The organism is Halopseudomonas laoshanensis (assembly GCF_008365385.1).
Taxonomy (GTDB): Bacteria; Pseudomonadota; Gammaproteobacteria; order Pseudomonadales; family Pseudomonadaceae; genus Halopseudomonas; species Halopseudomonas laoshanensis.
The window spans coordinates 291,471-307,544 of the sequence record NZ_QOVF01000001.1 but is presented as its reverse complement, the minus strand read 5'-3'; the positions used below and the strand labels follow the sequence as shown (position 1 = coordinate 307,544).

General features: G+C 58.7%; 16 protein-coding genes. 9 read left to right on the top strand and 7 right to left on the bottom strand.

Annotation, left to right across the window (positions count from 1 at the left end):
• Positions 1-71 precede the first annotated feature (71 nt).
• The 3 genes from DT594_RS01470 to DT594_RS01460 form a co-directional block, all read right to left on the bottom strand.
• The gene (locus DT594_RS01470; RefSeq protein ID WP_149331052.1) at positions 72-1,289 is read right to left on the bottom strand and encodes a tryptophan--tRNA ligase; all 1,218 of its coding nucleotides are present in this window, start codon (positions 1,287-1,289) and stop codon (positions 72-74) included.
• 81 nt (positions 1,290-1,370) lie between these two features.
• On the bottom strand, positions 1,371-2,009 hold the full coding sequence (locus DT594_RS01465) for an L-threonylcarbamoyladenylate synthase (protein ID WP_149331051.1): 639 nt from the start codon (positions 2,007-2,009) through the stop codon (positions 1,371-1,373).
• 30 nt (positions 2,010-2,039) lie between these two features.
• On the bottom strand, positions 2,040-2,894 hold the full coding sequence (locus DT594_RS01460) for a PHP domain-containing protein (RefSeq protein WP_149331050.1): 855 nt from the start codon (positions 2,892-2,894) through the stop codon (positions 2,040-2,042).
• Positions 2,895-3,044: 150 nt separating this feature from the next.
• Between DT594_RS01460 and DT594_RS01455 the strand changes: the two genes are divergently transcribed.
• The 5 genes from DT594_RS01455 to DT594_RS01435 all read left to right on the top strand — a co-directional run bounded on the left by DT594_RS01455 (position 3,045) and on the right by DT594_RS01435 (position 6,270).
• The gene (locus tag DT594_RS01455; protein WP_149331049.1) at positions 3,045-3,347 is read left to right on the top strand and encodes a YciI family protein; all 303 of its coding nucleotides are present in this window, start codon (positions 3,045-3,047) and stop codon (positions 3,345-3,347) included.
• 14 nt (positions 3,348-3,361) lie between these two features.
• Positions 3,362-3,766, top strand: a complete 405-nt coding sequence (locus tag DT594_RS01450) for an SH3 domain-containing protein (RefSeq protein WP_149331048.1) — start codon at positions 3,362-3,364, stop codon at positions 3,764-3,766.
• On the top strand, positions 3,763-4,443 hold the full coding sequence (locus DT594_RS01445; RefSeq protein ID WP_096346077.1) for a response regulator transcription factor: 681 nt from the start codon (positions 3,763-3,765) through the stop codon (positions 4,441-4,443). Before DT594_RS01450 ends, DT594_RS01445 begins: the two co-directional genes overlap by 4 nt.
• A 148-nt stretch (positions 4,444-4,591) precedes the next feature.
• A complete protein-coding gene (locus DT594_RS01440; protein ID WP_149331047.1) occupies positions 4,592-4,945 on the top strand; it encodes a hypothetical protein in 354 nt (117 codons plus the stop codon).
• A gap of 5 nt (positions 4,946-4,950) precedes the next feature.
• A complete protein-coding gene (locus DT594_RS01435; RefSeq protein ID WP_149331046.1) occupies positions 4,951-6,270 on the top strand; it encodes a sensor histidine kinase in 1,320 nt (439 codons plus the stop codon).
• Here the strand turns inward: DT594_RS01435 and DT594_RS01430 are convergent.
• Both DT594_RS01430 and DT594_RS01425 read right to left on the bottom strand, forming a co-directional pair.
• Complete coding sequence (locus DT594_RS01430; RefSeq protein ID WP_149331045.1) at positions 6,249-6,812, bottom strand: nitroreductase family protein; 564 nt, start codon at positions 6,810-6,812, stop codon at positions 6,249-6,251. The genes DT594_RS01435 and DT594_RS01430 overlap by 22 nt on opposite strands.
• Positions 6,812-7,849, bottom strand: coding sequence for an AraC family transcriptional regulator (locus DT594_RS01425; RefSeq protein ID WP_149331044.1), 1,038 nt, complete (start codon positions 7,847-7,849; stop codon positions 6,812-6,814). Before DT594_RS01425 ends, DT594_RS01430 begins: the two co-directional genes overlap by 1 nt.
• 258 nt (positions 7,850-8,107) lie before the next feature.
• Between DT594_RS01425 and DT594_RS01420 the strand changes: the two genes are divergently transcribed.
• The 3 genes from DT594_RS01420 (at position 8,108) to DT594_RS01410 (ending at position 10,738) form a co-directional block, all read left to right on the top strand.
• A complete protein-coding gene (locus DT594_RS01420) occupies positions 8,108-8,443 on the top strand; it encodes an Mpo1-like protein (protein ID WP_149331043.1) in 336 nt (111 codons plus the stop codon).
• A gap of 106 nt (positions 8,444-8,549) precedes the next feature.
• Positions 8,550-9,149, top strand: a complete 600-nt coding sequence (locus DT594_RS01415; RefSeq protein ID WP_096346083.1) for an HD domain-containing protein — start codon at positions 8,550-8,552, stop codon at positions 9,147-9,149.
• Positions 9,150-9,358: 209 nt separating this feature from the next.
• Entirely contained in the window at positions 9,359-10,738 is a 1,380-nt protein-coding gene (locus DT594_RS01410) for an adenylate/guanylate cyclase domain-containing protein (RefSeq protein WP_149331042.1), read from the top strand.
• Here the strand turns inward: DT594_RS01410 and DT594_RS01405 are convergent.
• Positions 10,735-11,547: a UDP-2,3-diacylglucosamine diphosphatase gene (locus tag DT594_RS01405; protein WP_149331041.1), complete on the bottom strand. Its 813-nt coding sequence runs from the start codon at positions 11,545-11,547 to the stop codon at positions 10,735-10,737. The two genes, DT594_RS01410 and DT594_RS01405, sit on opposite strands and share 4 nt — an antisense overlap.
• A 187-nt stretch (positions 11,548-11,734) precedes the next feature.
• Between DT594_RS01405 and DT594_RS01400 the strand changes: the two genes are divergently transcribed.
• On the top strand, positions 11,735-13,915 hold the full coding sequence (locus tag DT594_RS01400) for a patatin-like phospholipase family protein (protein ID WP_149331040.1): 2,181 nt from the start codon (positions 11,735-11,737) through the stop codon (positions 13,913-13,915).
• Between the two features lie 25 nt (positions 13,916-13,940).
• On the opposite strand, the gene recQ is transcribed toward DT594_RS01400, so the two are convergent.
• Positions 13,941-16,070 (bottom strand): DNA helicase RecQ, encoded by a 2,130-nt coding sequence (gene recQ, locus DT594_RS01395; RefSeq protein ID WP_149331039.1) that lies wholly within the window; start codon positions 16,068-16,070, stop codon positions 13,941-13,943.
• Between the last annotated feature and the right edge of the window lie 4 nt (positions 16,071-16,074).

Below are 16,074 nucleotides of genomic sequence, written 5' to 3'. Positions count from 1 at the left end.
AGCAACCAACTGCTCCGCGCGAGCGGAGTCGGCGGGCGGCGGCTGATTGCTCATGCGCGGCTGCCCATGGGTTATTGGCGGTACTGCAGGCCCATGGCCTGGCGGACTTCGATCAGGGTATCGCGCGCAGCTTCGCGGGCGCGCTCGGTACCTTCATTGAGAATCAGGCGCACCGCATCCGGATTGCTTTCAAAATCAGCAGCGCGCTCCTGAATCGGCGCCAGTTCAGCGGTCACTGCCTCGATAATTGGCTGCTTGCACTCCAGGCAACCAATGCCGGCGCTACGGCAACCCTGCTGCACCCATTCATGGGTGGCCTGGTCGGTATAAACCTTGTGCAGTTGATAGACCGGGCACTTGGCCGGTTCGCCCGGATCGGTTCGACGCACGCGCGCGGGATCGGTGGGCATACGACGGATCTTCTCGTCGATCTGCTCGGTGGTATCGCGCAGGGTGATGGTATTGCCGTACGACTTGGACATCTTCTGCCCGTCAAGACCCGGCATCTTCGAATCCGGGGTCAGCAGCGCTTGCGGCTCGGGCAGGATAACCTTGCCACCGCCCTCCAGATAACCGAACAGCCGCTCCTTGTCCCCGAGCGTGATGTTCTGCTGTTCCTTCAGCAGCGCGCGAGCGGTATCCAGCGCTTCACTGTCGCCCTGCTCCTGATAGGCCTTGCGCAGTTTGCTGTAAAGCTTGGCGGCTTTCTTGCCCATCTTGTGCACAGCCGCTTCGGCACGCTCCTCGAAGCCCGCCTCCTTGCCGTACAGGTGATTGAAGCGGCGGGCCACTTCGCGGGTAATCTCCACGTGAGCCACCTGGTCGGCACCCACAGGCACCAGACCGGCGCGATACATCAGGATGTCCGCACTTTGCAGCAACGGATAGCCCAAGAAGCCGTAAGTCGCCAGGTCCAGATCACGCAGCTTTTCCTGCTGATCCTTGTAGGTCGGCACGCGCTCCAGCCAGCTGACCGGCGTGACCATCGACAGCAGCAGGTGCAGCTCGGCATGCTCGGGCACTTGGGACTGGATAAACAGCGTTGAAGAGCCGCTGCTGACGCCGGCGGCGAGCCAGTCGATCAGCATGTCCCAAACGTTCTGCTCGATATTTTCCGGCGTCTCGTAATGGGTCGTCAGTGCATGCCAGTCTGCGGCGAAGAAAAAGCACTCGTATTCGTGCTGCAACTTGACCCAGTTCTTCAGCACCCCGTGGTAATGCCCCAGGTGCAAACGCCCTGTGGGACGCATGCCTGACAATACGCGACGCTGTGAATCGACGGAACTCAAAGGGGACTCCTGAATTTACTAGGTAATAGGGAAATGAATGGGCGCATTATACGCATGCTTTGGGCAAAGACTCCTGCCCGATCAGTCTGTGCCGGGAGCGCCGCCAAAAGGCGCCGGATCACCCAGGCCTACGCGCTGCACTTCAGGCTGCTGTTCAAGCAGGCTGACAACGGTAGTCGGCTCGACATTGCAGGCACCGCCATCGATGATCAGATCCAGCTGTTTGCCGATGCGATCACGGATCATCTCCGGATCGGTGAGAGGCAAATTGTCCTCAGGCATCATCAGAGTCACGCTCATCAACGGCTCGCCGAGCGCCTCAAGCAGCGCCAGCGTGATCTGGTGCTGAGGAATGCGTATGCCTATGGTGCGGCGCTTGGGATGCAGCAATCTGCGCGGCACTTCACCGGTGGCGTGCAGAATAAAAGTGTAAGGGCCAGGCGTATTGGCTTTCAGCAGGCGGAAGGTCGGGTTATCGACCTTGGCGTATACACCCAGCTCCGACAGGTCTCGACAGATCAAAGTGAAGTTGTGCTTGTCATCCAGTTGACGCAGCCGGCGAATACGCTCCAACGCATCCTTGTCGCCCAAGTGACAGCCCAGTGCGTAGGCGGAATCAGTCGGATAGGCGATCACCCCACCCTGGCGGATGATCTCGACGGCCTGGCGGATCAGACGCGCCTGAGGGTTTTCCGGGTGGATATGAAAATATTGGCTCACACTGAACTCTCTTGTTTTGGTGGCTGCATTCTAGCGATTAAACAGCGGGTCATTCCAGACCGGAGCGCAATCGGCGGGTAACGCGGTCATTTTCCCCAGCGCCATCCACGGCGAGTCAGGATGATGAAAATCACTGCCACAACTGGCGAGAAAGCCCATTTCCTGGCTGACCTTGCCCAGGTACGCCACCTGCTCTACCGGCTGCTGGCCGTTGACCACTTCCATACCGCGCCCACCGGCCTGGGCAAAATCCTTCAACAGACGGCGCATCCGGGCGCGGGTAAAGCCGTAGTGCCAGGGATGCGCCATCACCGCCATGCCGCCTGCCGAACGTATCTGTTCGACCGCCTCTGGCAGCTCTGGCCAATGCTGCTTGATATCACCGAGCTTGCCCGAGCCAAGCCATTTTCGAAACGCCTCTGCGCGATCGCGCACGTAACCTTCGGCAACCATCCAGTCGGCAAAGTGCGGGCGCGCTGGCGGACTCTCTGCCGCACTGCCGGCAGCCTTTTGCACCGCCATCGCCCCGGCCAGTGCGCCAGGCATCTTTTTCCCCTCCAGACGTTTGTCGATCTGCTCGGCACGCTGCCAGCGCCCGGCTTTGACCGCCTGCATAGCGCTGACAAATTCCGCCGAAGCCGGATCAAAACCGTAGCCCAGGACGTGAATTGTGTGCCCCTGCCACTGCGCCGACAACTCCACGCCGCTAATCCAGCGCATGCCCAGCTGCCGCGCGGTTTGCTCGGCCAAGGCTAATCCGTCCAGGCAATCATGGTCGGTCAGCGCAATCAAATCGACACCGGCAACAGACGCGCGCTGCATCAGCTCCTGCGGATCAAGCGAGCCGTCCGAGGCGGTGCTGTGCATGTGCAGATCAGCTATCAAAAGGTCTCCGTGTAACGTGGCAGTGGCATCGGAACAGTGCCCGAGCAAAAAGAATTTTCACTATTATGCCGCCCCGACGCTGACAACACCTAGTGCAATGGCATAACTTACTGTTATTACAAACACTTTGAAACGGATCAAGGACTCAACATGCTATTTGCAATCATGGCCACCGATGCACCCGACTCACTGCAGGCGCGCATCACTGCACGCCCGGCGCACATTGAACGACTGCAGGCTCTGCAAAACGCGGGCAGGCTGGTCCTGGCCGGCCCTCACCCCGCCATTGAATCGCCTGACCCGGGCGCCGCGGGCTTTACTGGTAGCCTGATCGTGGCCGAATTTGCCTCCCAAACCGAAGCGCAGGCGTGGGCAGATGCCGACCCCTATGTCGCGGCAGGCGTCTATGCCCAAGTGCTGGTCAAGCCGTTCAAGCGCGTTTTTCCAGCTTAAACAAGGAGCACGGGATGTCCAGACCCATACTAGCTCTATTGCTACTGGGGTGCCTCAGCTCACCCAGTCTGAGCCTGGCACAAGAACCTCCGACCACGTCAGTGCCAGAGCCCGAGGATGTCAGTACGGATATTGGCACGCTGCAAGCACAGCTGGCGCAGGTGGAGGCAGAACGTCAGCGGTTGGCTGAACAGCTGGAAACGGGCACGGATGCCGAGTTGCTGGAACGCCTGCAAGAGCAGAATCGCGAACTGCTTGATGCGCGCGCACAAACCGACATGCAAGCCGACGCGCTACTGGAAGCGCAGCGCCAGGAGTGGTTCATGATAGGGGGAGCGACTGTGCTGGCGAGTCTGGTCATCGGCTTCCTGCTGGCTAATATGGGCCGCCGCGGCAAACGTAACGAGTGGCTCAATTGACTGACAACGCGATCCTGATAATTGATGATGACCAGGAGCTGTGCGCGTTGCTGGTTGACTGGCTGGCCGCTGAAGGCTTTGCGCTGACCTGCGCCCATGACGGCACCAGCGGGCTGGAAGCGGCTATTGGCGGCCAGTTTCAGGTCATCATTCTGGATGTCATGCTGCCGGGCATGAATGGTCTGGATGTGCTGCGCAATTTACGCCAGAGCTGCAACACGCCGCTATTGATGCTCAGTGCCCGGGGCGAGCCAATCGACCGCATCCTCGGTCTCGAATTGGGCGCCGACGACTACCTGCCCAAACCCTGCGATCCGCGCGAGCTGGTGGCCCGGCTTCGCGCTCTGCTGCGCCGCAGCCAGGGGCAATCGACTGGCAATAGCCTGCAGGTAGGCGATATTCGTCTGGATATGGATAGCTTGATGGCCTGGCAAGATGAGACGCTGCTGGCGTTGACCCAAAGTGAAGCCTTGATCCTTCGCGCCTTGCTGGAAAAACCGGGCCAATTGGTAGAGCGCCAAAGCCTCTCCCGTCAGGCGCTCGGCAAGGCGCTGGGGCCCTATGATCGAAGTCTCGACATGCACTTGAGCAACCTGCGACGCAAGTTGGGTCCACATCCTGATGGTCGCAGCCGGATTCAGGCGCTGAGGGGCCGGGGCTACCTGTACAGCAGCTGAGCCATCAACCGCGGCTTAGCTGAAACACACAGCCCCGCCACCTTTACACAGCCTTTACCCAGTACCAGCCCCAATTTACGTGACAAGCCCTAGACTCTTCATCAACGGCCTGACACTCAGGCCTGCCATGAACCAACAGGAGTTACCCATGAAAAAGACCCTACTCGCTACCGTGATGGTACTTGCCACCGGCTTCTCTGGCGCACTGCTGGCCGACTCGCACGGCAAGAGTGGCGACCGTTATGAGAAGCACATGCAGTACATGACCGAGAAACTCGAACTGAGCAGCGAACAGCAAGGTCAACTGAAAGGCCTGCATGAGAAGCACAGAGAGCAACAGCGCGCCCTGCGTGAAACACACCAAGCCGAAGTGAATGCGATTCTGACCCAGGAGCAACAAGCCAAAATGGCGGAGATGCGTGAAGAAAAGCGTGAAAAGATGAAAAAGCACTGGGAAGAAGGCAAGAAAAACCACGCCCATGACGATAAAGACAGTAACTAATCGCCATGCGGCTATTCTGGAAAGTCTTTGCCATACTCTGGCTCGCCACGCTGATGGTGGGCGGCTCGGGCTTTCTGGTTAGCCGGGCATTGCAGCAGGACTGGCTCCTGCTGCAATTCCACCCCCAGCTCAAGGATTTCGCCGAAGAGCTGGTTACCCGTTATGAAACCGATGGGCCGTCTGCTGCCCAACGGTGGCTGGATGCCCAGCGCGACGAGTATCGCTTGCGCGCACAGCTCTTTGATACCGAAGGCCAGAGCCTGTTACCTGGCACCCTGCCACGCAGACCCATTTTTCAGCAAAGCACGCCCCCGAATGTCGAATCCAGAGAAATCTGGCATGGCCGCCTGTTCCAGCTTGACTGGCTGAGCGCCCAGGGCGATTACCATCTGAGTCTCTTTGTACCCCGGGATGAACTGTTCAACTGGCGACGCACGCCCGTAGCGTTGATCCTCAACATATTCCTGGCCATGGCCTTACTGGGCATCATCAGTTTGCTGTTGAGCCGCTACCTGACTGGCCCTTTACGCCAGCTCGGCCTGGCCTCGCAGTCCCTGGCCAAGGGCCGTTTTGAGGCCGAAAAACTCGAGCGTATAGGTCGGCGAAGCGACGAAATTGGAGATCTCTCCCGGCATTTCAGCCATATGGCGCAGCGCGTGCAAGACCTGCTTGATAGCCAACGCCAGCTGATGCGCGACATCTCTCACGAACTGCGATCACCACTGGCACGCTTGCGCGTGGGCCTGGCACTGGGCAGCAAGCAAGGGGCGGCTACCGAAGACCCGCTTTGGTCCCGCCTGGACCGGGAATGCACCCGTCTTGATCTGCTGATTGAAGACATTCTGACACTGAGTCGCCAGGATATTCAGGACCATCCGCCGTGCCAGTTTGCATTGGATACCCTGGTTGCAGAGGTGATCGAGGACAACCAGTTCGTCGCGGATACGCAAGAGTTCGAGTTGGTTGGCAGCACTCTGATAACCCTCGAAGGCTGGCCAGAACAATTGCGCAGCGCTCTGGACAACCTGCTGCGCAACGCCCTGCGCTTTTCCCCAGCCCACGGGGTTATACGGGTCAGCCTGGCCACCAGCCGCGGCCAGTGCCAGATCAGCGTCGAGGACCAGGGGCCTGGCGTGGATGACCAGTGGCTTCCGCGTCTTGGCGAGCCGTTCCTGCGCCTGCCGGGGCAGACTGGCGCTAGCGGTCATGGATTGGGGTTGGCCATCGCCAGGCGCGCGATAGCCATGCATGGCGGCAGCTTGACCTTCAGCCTCAGCACCATGGGCGGACTGAAAGCGTTGATTCAGTTACCCGGCCAAACCTGAAAGAAGTCGCCGGGCGTCAACTCGGGAACGGCTTTGAGAGCGCCCGCCGGCTGACCCAGATACAGAAACGCGATCAAACGCTCCTGCTCGGTCAAACCCAGCCCTTCGCGCACTGTCTTGTGGTAAGCCAACCAGCCAGTGCGCCACACGGCGCCGATACCCATGGCATGCGCCGCTACCAGCATATTGCTGACCGCCGCTGCACAGGATAGGTCCTGCTCAATGCTGGGGACTTTTTCATGCATCTGGTGACAACTGATTGCGACGATGATCATCGGCGCCCGCAGTGGCAACGCCTGAATCCGTTCCAGCGCCTCCTGGTCAAGATCGGGGGTATCGGCCAGGGCCGCCTGGGTGTAAACCCGACCCAGCGCCTGCAAGCCCTCCCCCTCTACCACCAGAAAGCGCCAGGGCCTCAACCATGCGTGGTCCGGGGCGCGCAATGCTGCGTTGAACAGCGCTTGTTGTTGCTCTTGAGTGGGGGCGGGCGCAACCAGCCGCGGAACGGATACGCGACTGTGCAACGCTTCCAAAGCATCCATCAGCTGTCCTCCGTCATCGATTGCGATTCCTGCAGTTGCTCACGATATTGCCCCGGCGGCATACCAAACCAACGCTTGAACGCCCGGAAGAAGTTACTTGGATCAGCAAACCCGAGCAGATAGGCAATTTCCAGCAGCGTCATGCGCTTCTGACGCAAAAACTGCATCGCCAGCTCCCGCCGCGTTTCGTCGAGCAATTGCTGGAAGCTGGTATTTTCATCCTGCAAACGTCGTTGCAGCGTTCGCGTGCTCATTCGCAGGGCGCTGGCAACCGCCTGCCGTTTCGGCTCACCTTGGGGCAGCAGCCGGCAAAGCACCTGACGAGCCTGATGGGTGACGCGTGTCTGCTCGAAACGCGCCAGATATTCCCCGGCGAACTGGTCATGCAATTGCGCCAACGTCTCGTTGCCAGTGGCCAGAGGAGCTTCCATGACCTGACGGGAGAATTCAATACTGTAGCGTGGTCGGGAAAATGCCAACGGACATTCAAACAAGGCCTCATATGCACTCAAGTCCGCCGGTGCCGGGTAGGCAAAGCCAACGCGCTGCGGGGTAATCCGATCTCCGGTCATCCAGCGGAAGAAGGCCAGTAAATAAGCCAGGGCAGCATCGTGGCTCTGGGTCGGCGCGGGCAAGCTGTCGCCATGGATCTGCAACTCCAGCACATAGCTGTCCGGCGTTTGCAGCAGCGCCATATCCGAGGCTTCGCCGATGATTCGCTGGTAACGTACCAACCGGGCCAGACTGTCCTTGAGTGTCTTGCTCGACAACAAAGAAAAACCGACCACATTGAAGTGCGCGGGCCTTATGACCTTGCCCATACCCAGACCGATTGCTGGATTGCCCGAAAGGCTCACGGCCCGCTGCCAAAGACGTGTCATCTGATCCTGGGGAATGCGCGCGTCGGGGTCGGATAGCAGCGAATAGTCCATCCCCAGATCCGCAAACAGATCTGCACCGCTCAGGCCTTCCAACTCCAACGCCTGGACTATCGCCATAGCCCAGCTGGATGAGGTAGTGCGTTCAGGATAAGACATAAACCTCTCGGGCAGTCAGCGAGTGCTGCTCTCTGTTATTTATAATGTGGGTTATCAATCCACTGACTTATTAATCAACTAACTTACTAATCACTAAGGGATGTGAGTCCATTCGGTAGACGTTACTCCTCCCCGCATCTCCTTTCCCCATAACACTTTCCCGCAAAAAACTATCGCTTTGGCACACCCGGTCATAGGTGGGTGCACCTTTGCTGGCTACTCTATACTCAGATAATAACCCAGTCACGGGAGAACATCATGACCCAGCAGAATGCCTCTGCTCAGGCGCCCATACCCACCTTTCATTCATTTGCCGAGTTCTATCCGTATTACTTGAGCGAGCACGTCAATGATACCAGCCGACGTCTGCATTATATCGGCAGCCTGCTGGTCCTCAGCCTGCTCGCCCTAGTCCTGTTCACCCAGAGCTGGTGGTGGTTGTTAGCACTTCCGGTTGCCGGATACGGCTTTGCCTGGGTCGGCCATTTCTTTTTCGAAAAGAATAAGCCCGCCACCTTCAAGTACCCACTGTATAGCTTCATGGGCGACTGGGTCATGCTCAAGGACGCACTGACCGGCCGCATCCGATTCTAGCTGTAACCGCCCAACAGGGCTGAGGCGATTGTCAGGCATGCGACAGTCACCGCCCTGACAGCCGGTTAAGATTCCTCACACACCTGAACAAGAGGAGAGCCAGCCCATGGGCCAGCCATTACAAGAGGGTCAGCAACAAGCCACATTCCGAGCCATGCAGGAAGGCACCCCTGAAGATTGGGCTGCCATCTCCGGCCATTTCAAGGAATTCTCCCACGGTTTGCCTGACCGGATTCTTACCCATCTCAAGCTGCTCGACGGCGATTACGGCGGATTCCCGATTGACCGCCTGCAGCATTCGCTGCAAACCGCTACACGTGCGCACCGCGATGGCCGGGATGAAGAGTATGTCGTGTGCGCGTTGCTGCATGATATTGGCGACACGCTCGGTTCCTTCAACCACCCGGACATTGCTGCGGCCATTCTCAAGCCGTTCGTCTCCCCGGAGAATCTGTGGATGGTGGAGAAGCACGGCGTGTTCCAGGGATATTATTTTTTCCACCACCTGGGCATGGATCGTCACCTACGCGACCAGTTCAAGGATCATCCCTTGTACCAGCGCACGGCTGAATTCTGTGCGCTCTACGACGCCACTGCCTTCGATGTGGACTACGAAGCAGAGCCGCTGTCGTTCTTCGAGCCGATGCTGCGCCGGGTCTTTGCCCGTCCCAAGCAGTCGATCTACAAAGCCGTCAGCGAAGCCTGAGGTTTTCCCTTGCCGCCCGGCCTCCCCGGCCGGGTAACGCGGCTCGCGGGATAAATCTCCCGCGTTTTCGGTTTCCCTGACTGTTGATGCAGTTTATGATCAGCCGGTAATCGCTCGGCTGATCCACAGCAATGCGACAGGCATTGCCAGCGCCGGTTGTCCAAGGCAGATCAGCTGTAGCCCGCCATCAGGCCAGGGAACGACTGATCATGAAGTTCAACAACCGCGTAAAACCGGTCAAACCACCCTTGGAAGGCTATCATTCCCGGGTTCTAGCCTACCTGTGCGTAGCCATTACCTTTACCTCCCTCGCCGTGGAAAACGGTATCTCCCTGCTGTATTTCGGCGTTATCAGCTACGCACTGATCTATCCGCATATCGTTCGCATGGCCGTCGCTCGCTTGAACAATCTAAGGCCATTGCACAGCAGGCTGGCCTTGCTTGCGCTTGACGGCCTGCACACGGGCTTGTTCATTACCCTGTGTCAGTTCAATGCGGTCGCCAGTATTGTCTTTACCCTGTTGATCAGCTTCGCCAGCATCATTATCGGCGGCCCCCTGTTCATGCTGACTGGCTGGCTCCTGGCGCTATTGGGCCTGATGCTCTCTGCCGCGTTGATAACCCCTCAGATCGTTCTTGCCAGCTCTACCCTGGTCGCAGTCAGTGCCCTGCTCAGCGGCGGAACTTTCATGCTGATCATGGCCGCCTTTGTCTACCGCCAGGGCCGCAGCCTGGAACAGGCACAGAAGGTCATCAGCGCCGAACAGGAAAAAACCGCGCGGTTGGCCACCAATTTGTCTAAATACCTGTCGCCACAGGTCTGGGAATCGATTTTTTCCGGTACTCAAAGTGTGCAGCTGGAAACCAAACGCAAGAAGCTCACGGTATTTTTCTCGGATATTCGCGGCTTTACCGAACTGGCCGAGGAGATGGAAGCCGAGGCGCTCACCGATCTGCTGAATAACTATCTGGATGAGATGTCGCGTATCGCGTTGCAGTACGGCGGCACCATCGACAAATTTATCGGCGACTGTGTGATGATTTTCTTCGGCGACCCCGTCAGCCAGGGCGCCAAACAGGATGCCCAAGCCGCGGTGGCAATGGCTGTAGCCATGCGCAAACATATGAAAGTCTTGCGGCAACAGTGGCGTAGTAAAGGCATTACCCGGCCGCTGGAAATCCGCATGGGGCTGAGCACCGGCTACTGTACGGTTGGCAATTTTGGCGCTAATACGCGGATGGATTACACCATCATCGGGCGCGAAGTGAATCTGGCCAGCCGCCTGGAAAGCTTGGCTGATCCGGGTGAGATCCTGATTCCCCACGAGACCTTTTCGCTGGTCAAGGATCTGGTCATGTGCCGGGACAAAGGGCAGGTATCAGTCAAGGGCTTTTCCCGTCCGGTACAGATCTATCAGGTGGCCGGACTCCGCAGCGACTTGGGCGCGGCCCCGACCTTCGTCGAGCATGAGAAGCCGGGATTCTCCATGTATCTGGACACCAACGGCATTCGTAACTACGACAAGGACGAGATCATCAAGTCGCTGGAGCTGGCCGCACGCAAGCTGCGCGACAAGGTCATCATCTAGACCGCAGCGGCTGCAACCGGCGTGGCCGGCACCACATTGGTGAGGGGGTCGACCCAGCTGTAGAGCTCGATACAGCCGTCCAGGTGCTCGATCAATGCAGTGCAGGACTCCACCCAATCACCACAGTTGTGATAGGTGATGCCATTGACCTGGCGGATTTCGGCGTGATGAATATGCCCACACACAACGCCTTGATAGTCCCGTTTGACGCACTCATGGGCCACCGCATCTTCAAAATCACTGATGAAGTTGACCGCCTTTTTTACCTTGTGCTTGAGGTAGGACGACAGTGACCAATAACCGTAACCATAGCGCGCGCGCCAATGATTGAGCCAGCGGTTGAGCGTCAGACTGAACTCGTAGGCATGGTCACCCAGAAACGCTAGCCAGCGGTGACAACGGGTAATCACATCGAACTGGTCACCGTGAATAACCAGCAGCCGACGGCCGTCGAGGGTCTGGTGCTCGGCTTCGTCCACCAGGTGAATATTACCTAACTCAAGGCTGGCGTAACGGCGCAGAAACTCATCGTGATTGCCGGTGACATAGGTCACGCGGGTGCCGCGCTTGCTCATCGTCAGGACCCGACGCACCACGTTGGTATGTGCCTGGGGCCAATACATGCTCTTGCGCAAGCGCCAGCCGTCGATGATATCCCCGACCAGATACAGGTGATCGCACTCATACTCCTTGAGGAAGGCGGTAAGCTTGTCAGCCTGACAACCGCGTGTGCCCAAGTGAACGTCGGAAATCCACAGTGTACGTACCCGCTGCTTGCTACCCGGTGAATGAGCTTCAGCACTGGTCATGGTCGCATCTCCCTGGAGTATAGATTCCACCTTAGGTCTGCGGCTTGACGGCTAGATGACACTCTCATGACCATCACGTGACAGCCAAAGCGCGTATCAAAGTCCACACCAGGCTCATTATTTATGTGCTGCGTCGTATACAATATCCGCCTGACTTCCATGATCATCGCGTACCCGAGCCAACACCATGTTCAAACGCTTTCTGCTGTTGCTGCTTGTCAGTCTCATACCCTATGCCAGCGCTGAAGAACTGCGCACCGGCCTGGTGCTGTCCGGCGGTGGCGCCCGGGGCCTGGCGCACATCGGTGTGCTCAAGCAACTGGAAGAAATGAACATCCCCATTCACGCAATTGCCGGTACCAGCATGGGTGCAGTCATCGGTGGCCTTTACGCGGCGGGCTACAATGCTGATGAGATCGAAAAGATTGCACTGGAACTGGATTGGCAGACCATTCTGAGTGATACCCCGCTGCGCGAAGATATTCCCTTTCGCCGCAAGCAGGACGATCGCGACTTTCTGGTTAAACAGCGCCTGAGTTTCGACCGCGGCCGGTTGAATCTGCCGCTTGGCCTGCTGCAGGGCCAGAATCTGGGCCTGGCATTGGAAGCGCTGCTGGTGCACACCAACGATATAGACAATTTTGACCATTTGCCGATTCCGTTCCGCGCAGTGGCAACCGATATTGCTACCGGCGAAGCGGTGGTTTTCGACCACGGCCATCTGCCTCTGGCCATCCGGGCCAGTATCGCCCTGCCCGGCTTTTTTGCCCCGGTTAACGTCGACGGCCGCATGCTGGTCGACGGCGTCCTGGTGAAGAACGTGCCGGTGGATATCGCCCGCAGCATGGGCGTGGATCGCGTGATTGTGGTGGACAGTGGCACACCATTGAAGTCGGCGGAACAATTGACCTCGATTATCGACATCATGGACCAGACCACCAGCCTGCTGACCCGCACCAACACTCAGGAACAGCTCGATACCCTGGGCCCGAATGATCTGCTACTGCAACCGGAACTGGGCGCCATGGGTTTCAGCAGCTTTGACCAGACCGCCATGGCCGTCCGCGCCGGTGCCGCCAGCCTCAGCGCTTCGCCGCAGGCCAGGACGTTCTCTGAACGATACCTGCGTACTGAGCCGGGCGGCAATTTGGCCCGCACTCGCCCGCTGCGGCAGCCCGTGATTGACGCCATAGAGGTGGAGAACAGTGGCAAGGTATCCGACAAGGTAGTGCGTAGCATGCTACGCCAGCCCTTGGGTGAGCCGCTCAATCTGGAGCGCCTGGAAGAGGATATGGGCACTATTTACGGTACCGATTATTTCAGCCGGGTAAGCTACGAGATTGTCCATGGTGACGAATCCAATACCCTGCTGGTACGCACCAGTGGCCGCGAAACCGGTACCGACTATCTGCGCCTGGGTTTGAACCTGGTGGATGATTTCAAGGGCGGCAGTCAGTTCAACATCGGCGCCAGTTTCCGCGTCAATGGCGTCAACCCGCTGGGCGCAGAATGGCTGACGCGGCTGCAGCTAGGCGAGAATCAGGTGTTTTACAGCGAATTCTACCAACCGCTGGATTTCGGCTCGCGCTACTTCGTCGCGCCCTTTATCGATGCCGAATCCCGGAACGTGGAAGTCATTATCGATAACGATCCCATCGTCGACTACCGCCAGACCCGCTACGGCACCGGTTTCAACCTGGGTCGACAGATCGCCAATAATGGCGAAGTACGCTTCGGCTTGTCACGCTACAAGGGTGAATCCCGGGTGCGCGTGGGCGACCCCGAGTTGCCGTCGTTCAGCTTCGAAGAGGCCTTCTATACCCTGCAAGTCGACCGCGACACGCTGGATAATGTGAACTTCCCGCGCTCCGGGGACGAAGCCCGGGCCGTCTGGCGTCAGTCCGAGCCTGATCTCGGCGCGGATGAGCGCTACGAGCAAGTCGAATTGCGCGCGAACAAGGCCTTTTCCAGGGGCGCCAACAGCTTCCAGTTAGGCGCTTTCCTTGGTCGCACCGATGGCGATGTAGGTGTCGCGCAGAGCAGCTTTCTGCTGGGCGGCCCCGGTCAGTTCTCCGGTTTTCGTCAGAACGGGCTGGCAGGGCAGAACTACAATCTGGGAAGGGTGGTGTATTACCGTCGGCTGAACCCAGGCAACTATGTGCCGGTTGGCATTCCGGTCTATCTGGGCGCCAGCTTCGAGTACGGGCGGGTCTATAACAAGGAAGAAAGCGGCTTCGACACTGGCTATATTACCGCCGGCAGCCTGTTGCTCGGCCTGGACACCTTCCTCGGCCCGTTGTTCTTCGGCCTCGGCGCCAACGAGGAAGGCGAGCGCGCGCTATATATGAAGCTAGGGCAAACCTTCTAAGGCTTGCCCGGCTTCCTATGTTTAATCAGGCCCCGGAAATCTCGTGGATCAGGGCAGCACGTATGCAATGCAGTACGCCCTCCTCCACCGGTTCATCCAGCTCCTTGGCCAACGTGCGCACCCCTGGCAAATCTTCCTCCGCCAGATTCAGGAAGGCATCCTGAATACGCTCGAGCTGGCCGGGTGGCAAGTCAATCGCCCGGTTCAACGGTAACTTACCCAGCCCCACGGCCTGGGCCAGCTGCATGTAAACCTGTTTGACGGGCATATCCAGCTGCCGGGCAATCTGTTCGGCGCCCATTCCGGCCATCGCCAACGCCTGGGCCTCCTGGGCAATATCCAGTGGCGCGTCCTGTACCGCCCCCGCGTCCCCGAGCATGACCTGCAAGAAATCAGCACCGTAGCGCTCCAGCTTGTGCGCGCCAATACCACTGACCAGCCCCATATCCTGCAAGTTGGCCGGGCGCTGACGCAGCATGTCGACCAGCGTGGAGTCTGGGAAAATGACATAGGGCGGCACCCCATGCGATTCGGCCAATTGCTTGCGCAACGCCCGCAAGGCTTCCCACAGCGGCTTGTCGGCTTCGGCCACCACGGCCTTTTCCGAGCGCGAGGGTAGCGCCGCCGAGCGGCTGACATCCTTGCGCAGCGCCAGGGTTTCTTCCCCGCGCAATAGCGGCCGACAGCTGTCCGAAAGGCGCAGGCTGCCATAGCCATCCAGGTCAATCTCAGCCAGACCACGGGCGATCAACTGGCGAAATACCGAGCGCCACTCCTGTTCTGACAGCTGCTTGCCGATACCATAGGTGGACAGATGCTGGTGGCCAGCACTGCGAATCTTTTCATTATCGCGGCCGAGCAGAATATCAATCAGATGCCCTACGCCATATCGCTGGCCGCTGCGGTAGGCAGAAGATAAAGCCATCTTGGCCGCCTCGCTGCCGTCCCAAGTGGCTGCGGGTTCCACGCAGTTGTCACAATGGCCGCACGGCTCGGGCATGGTTTCGCCAAAGTAATCGAGCAGCATCTGCCGGCGGCAGGTGGTGATTTCACAGAGCCCGAGCATCGCATCCAGCTTGTGCCGTTCAATGCGCTTGTGTCGTTCGTCGCCCTCGGAGTTGGCCATGATCTGATTCAGCATCAGCACGTCCTGCAGCCCGTAGGCCATCCAGGCATCGGCTGGCAACCCATCGCGCCCTGCACGCCCGGTCTCCTGATAATAGGCCTCAACGCTTTTCGGCAAATCCATATGCGCGACAAAGCGCACGTTGGACTTATCGATGCCCATGCCGAAGGCAATGGTGGCGACCATGATCAGGCCTTCCTCATTGAGAAAGCGCTTCTGATGCGTGGCCCGCAATTCCGACGGCAGCCCGGCGTGATAAGGCAAAGCCGGCCAGCCCTGCGCACTCAGCCAAGCCGCGGTTTCATCGACCTTCTTGCGCGACAGGCAATAGACGATTCCGGCGTTGCCCTTGTGCCGGGCAAGCATGTTCAACAACTGCTGGCGCGGTTTGTCCTTGGGCACAATCCGATAAAAGATATTCGGCCGATCAAAGCCGGAGATGAAGCAGCGCGCGGCTTCCAGTTTCAAGCGCTGGGTGATGTCGCCCTGGGTGCGCTCATCGGCGGTAGCCGTCAAGGCCATGCGCGGCACATCGGGGAACAGCTCCGCGAGCTGGCCTAGCTGAAGATATTCCGGACGGAAATCATGCCCCCATTGGGATACGCAGTGAGCCTCGTCAATCGCGAACAAACTGATTTTCAAACTCTGCAGAAAATGCAGCGTGCGCGGTTTAAGCAGGCGCTCCGGAGCCAGATAGAGAAAATCCAGATCGCCGGCGCGCATCTGCTCGGCGATCTCGCGTTGCGCCTGATCAGTCAAGGTGGAGTTCAGCGCCGCGGCCTTGAGGCCGAGCTCGTTAAGCGTAGCGACTTGATCGTCCATCAGCGCGATGAGCGGCGAGACCACCACCGTCAGGCCATCACGCAGCAACCCAGGGATCTGGTAGCACAATGATTTACCGCCGCCAGTGGGCATCAGTACCAACGCGTCGCGGCCTTGCGCCACCTCGTCGATAATGTCTGCCTGCTGACCACGGAACTCGGCGTAGCCGAAGATTTCCTTGAGCCGTTCCAGAGCTTGCTCGCGCATGAGT

Coding starts and splice junctions, on each gene's coding strand:
- DT594_RS01455 (WP_149331049.1), top strand. CDS start 3,045: ATGCTATTTGCAATCATGGCCACCGATGCACCCGACTCACTGCAGGCG.
- DT594_RS01435 (WP_149331046.1), top strand. CDS start 4,951: ATGCGGCTATTCTGGAAAGTCTTTGCCATACTCTGGCTCGCCACGCTG.
- DT594_RS01450 (WP_149331048.1), top strand. CDS start 3,362: ATGTCCAGACCCATACTAGCTCTATTGCTACTGGGGTGCCTCAGCTCA.
- DT594_RS01440 (WP_149331047.1), top strand. CDS start 4,592: ATGAAAAAGACCCTACTCGCTACCGTGATGGTACTTGCCACCGGCTTC.
- DT594_RS01405 (WP_149331041.1), bottom strand. CDS start 11,547: ATGACCAGTGCTGAAGCTCATTCACCGGGTAGCAAGCAGCGGGTACGT.
- DT594_RS01410 (WP_149331042.1), top strand. CDS start 9,359: ATGAAGTTCAACAACCGCGTAAAACCGGTCAAACCACCCTTGGAAGGC.
- DT594_RS01425 (WP_149331044.1), bottom strand. CDS start 7,849: ATGTCTTATCCTGAACGCACTACCTCATCCAGCTGGGCTATGGCGATA.
- recQ (WP_149331039.1), bottom strand. CDS start 16,070: ATGCGCGAGCAAGCTCTGGAACGGCTCAAGGAAATCTTCGGCTACGCC.
- DT594_RS01420 (WP_149331043.1), top strand. CDS start 8,108: ATGACCCAGCAGAATGCCTCTGCTCAGGCGCCCATACCCACCTTTCAT.
- DT594_RS01415 (WP_096346083.1), top strand. CDS start 8,550: ATGGGCCAGCCATTACAAGAGGGTCAGCAACAAGCCACATTCCGAGCC.
- DT594_RS01430 (WP_149331045.1), bottom strand. CDS start 6,812: ATGGATGCTTTGGAAGCGTTGCACAGTCGCGTATCCGTTCCGCGGCTG.
- DT594_RS01400 (WP_149331040.1), top strand. CDS start 11,735: ATGTTCAAACGCTTTCTGCTGTTGCTGCTTGTCAGTCTCATACCCTAT.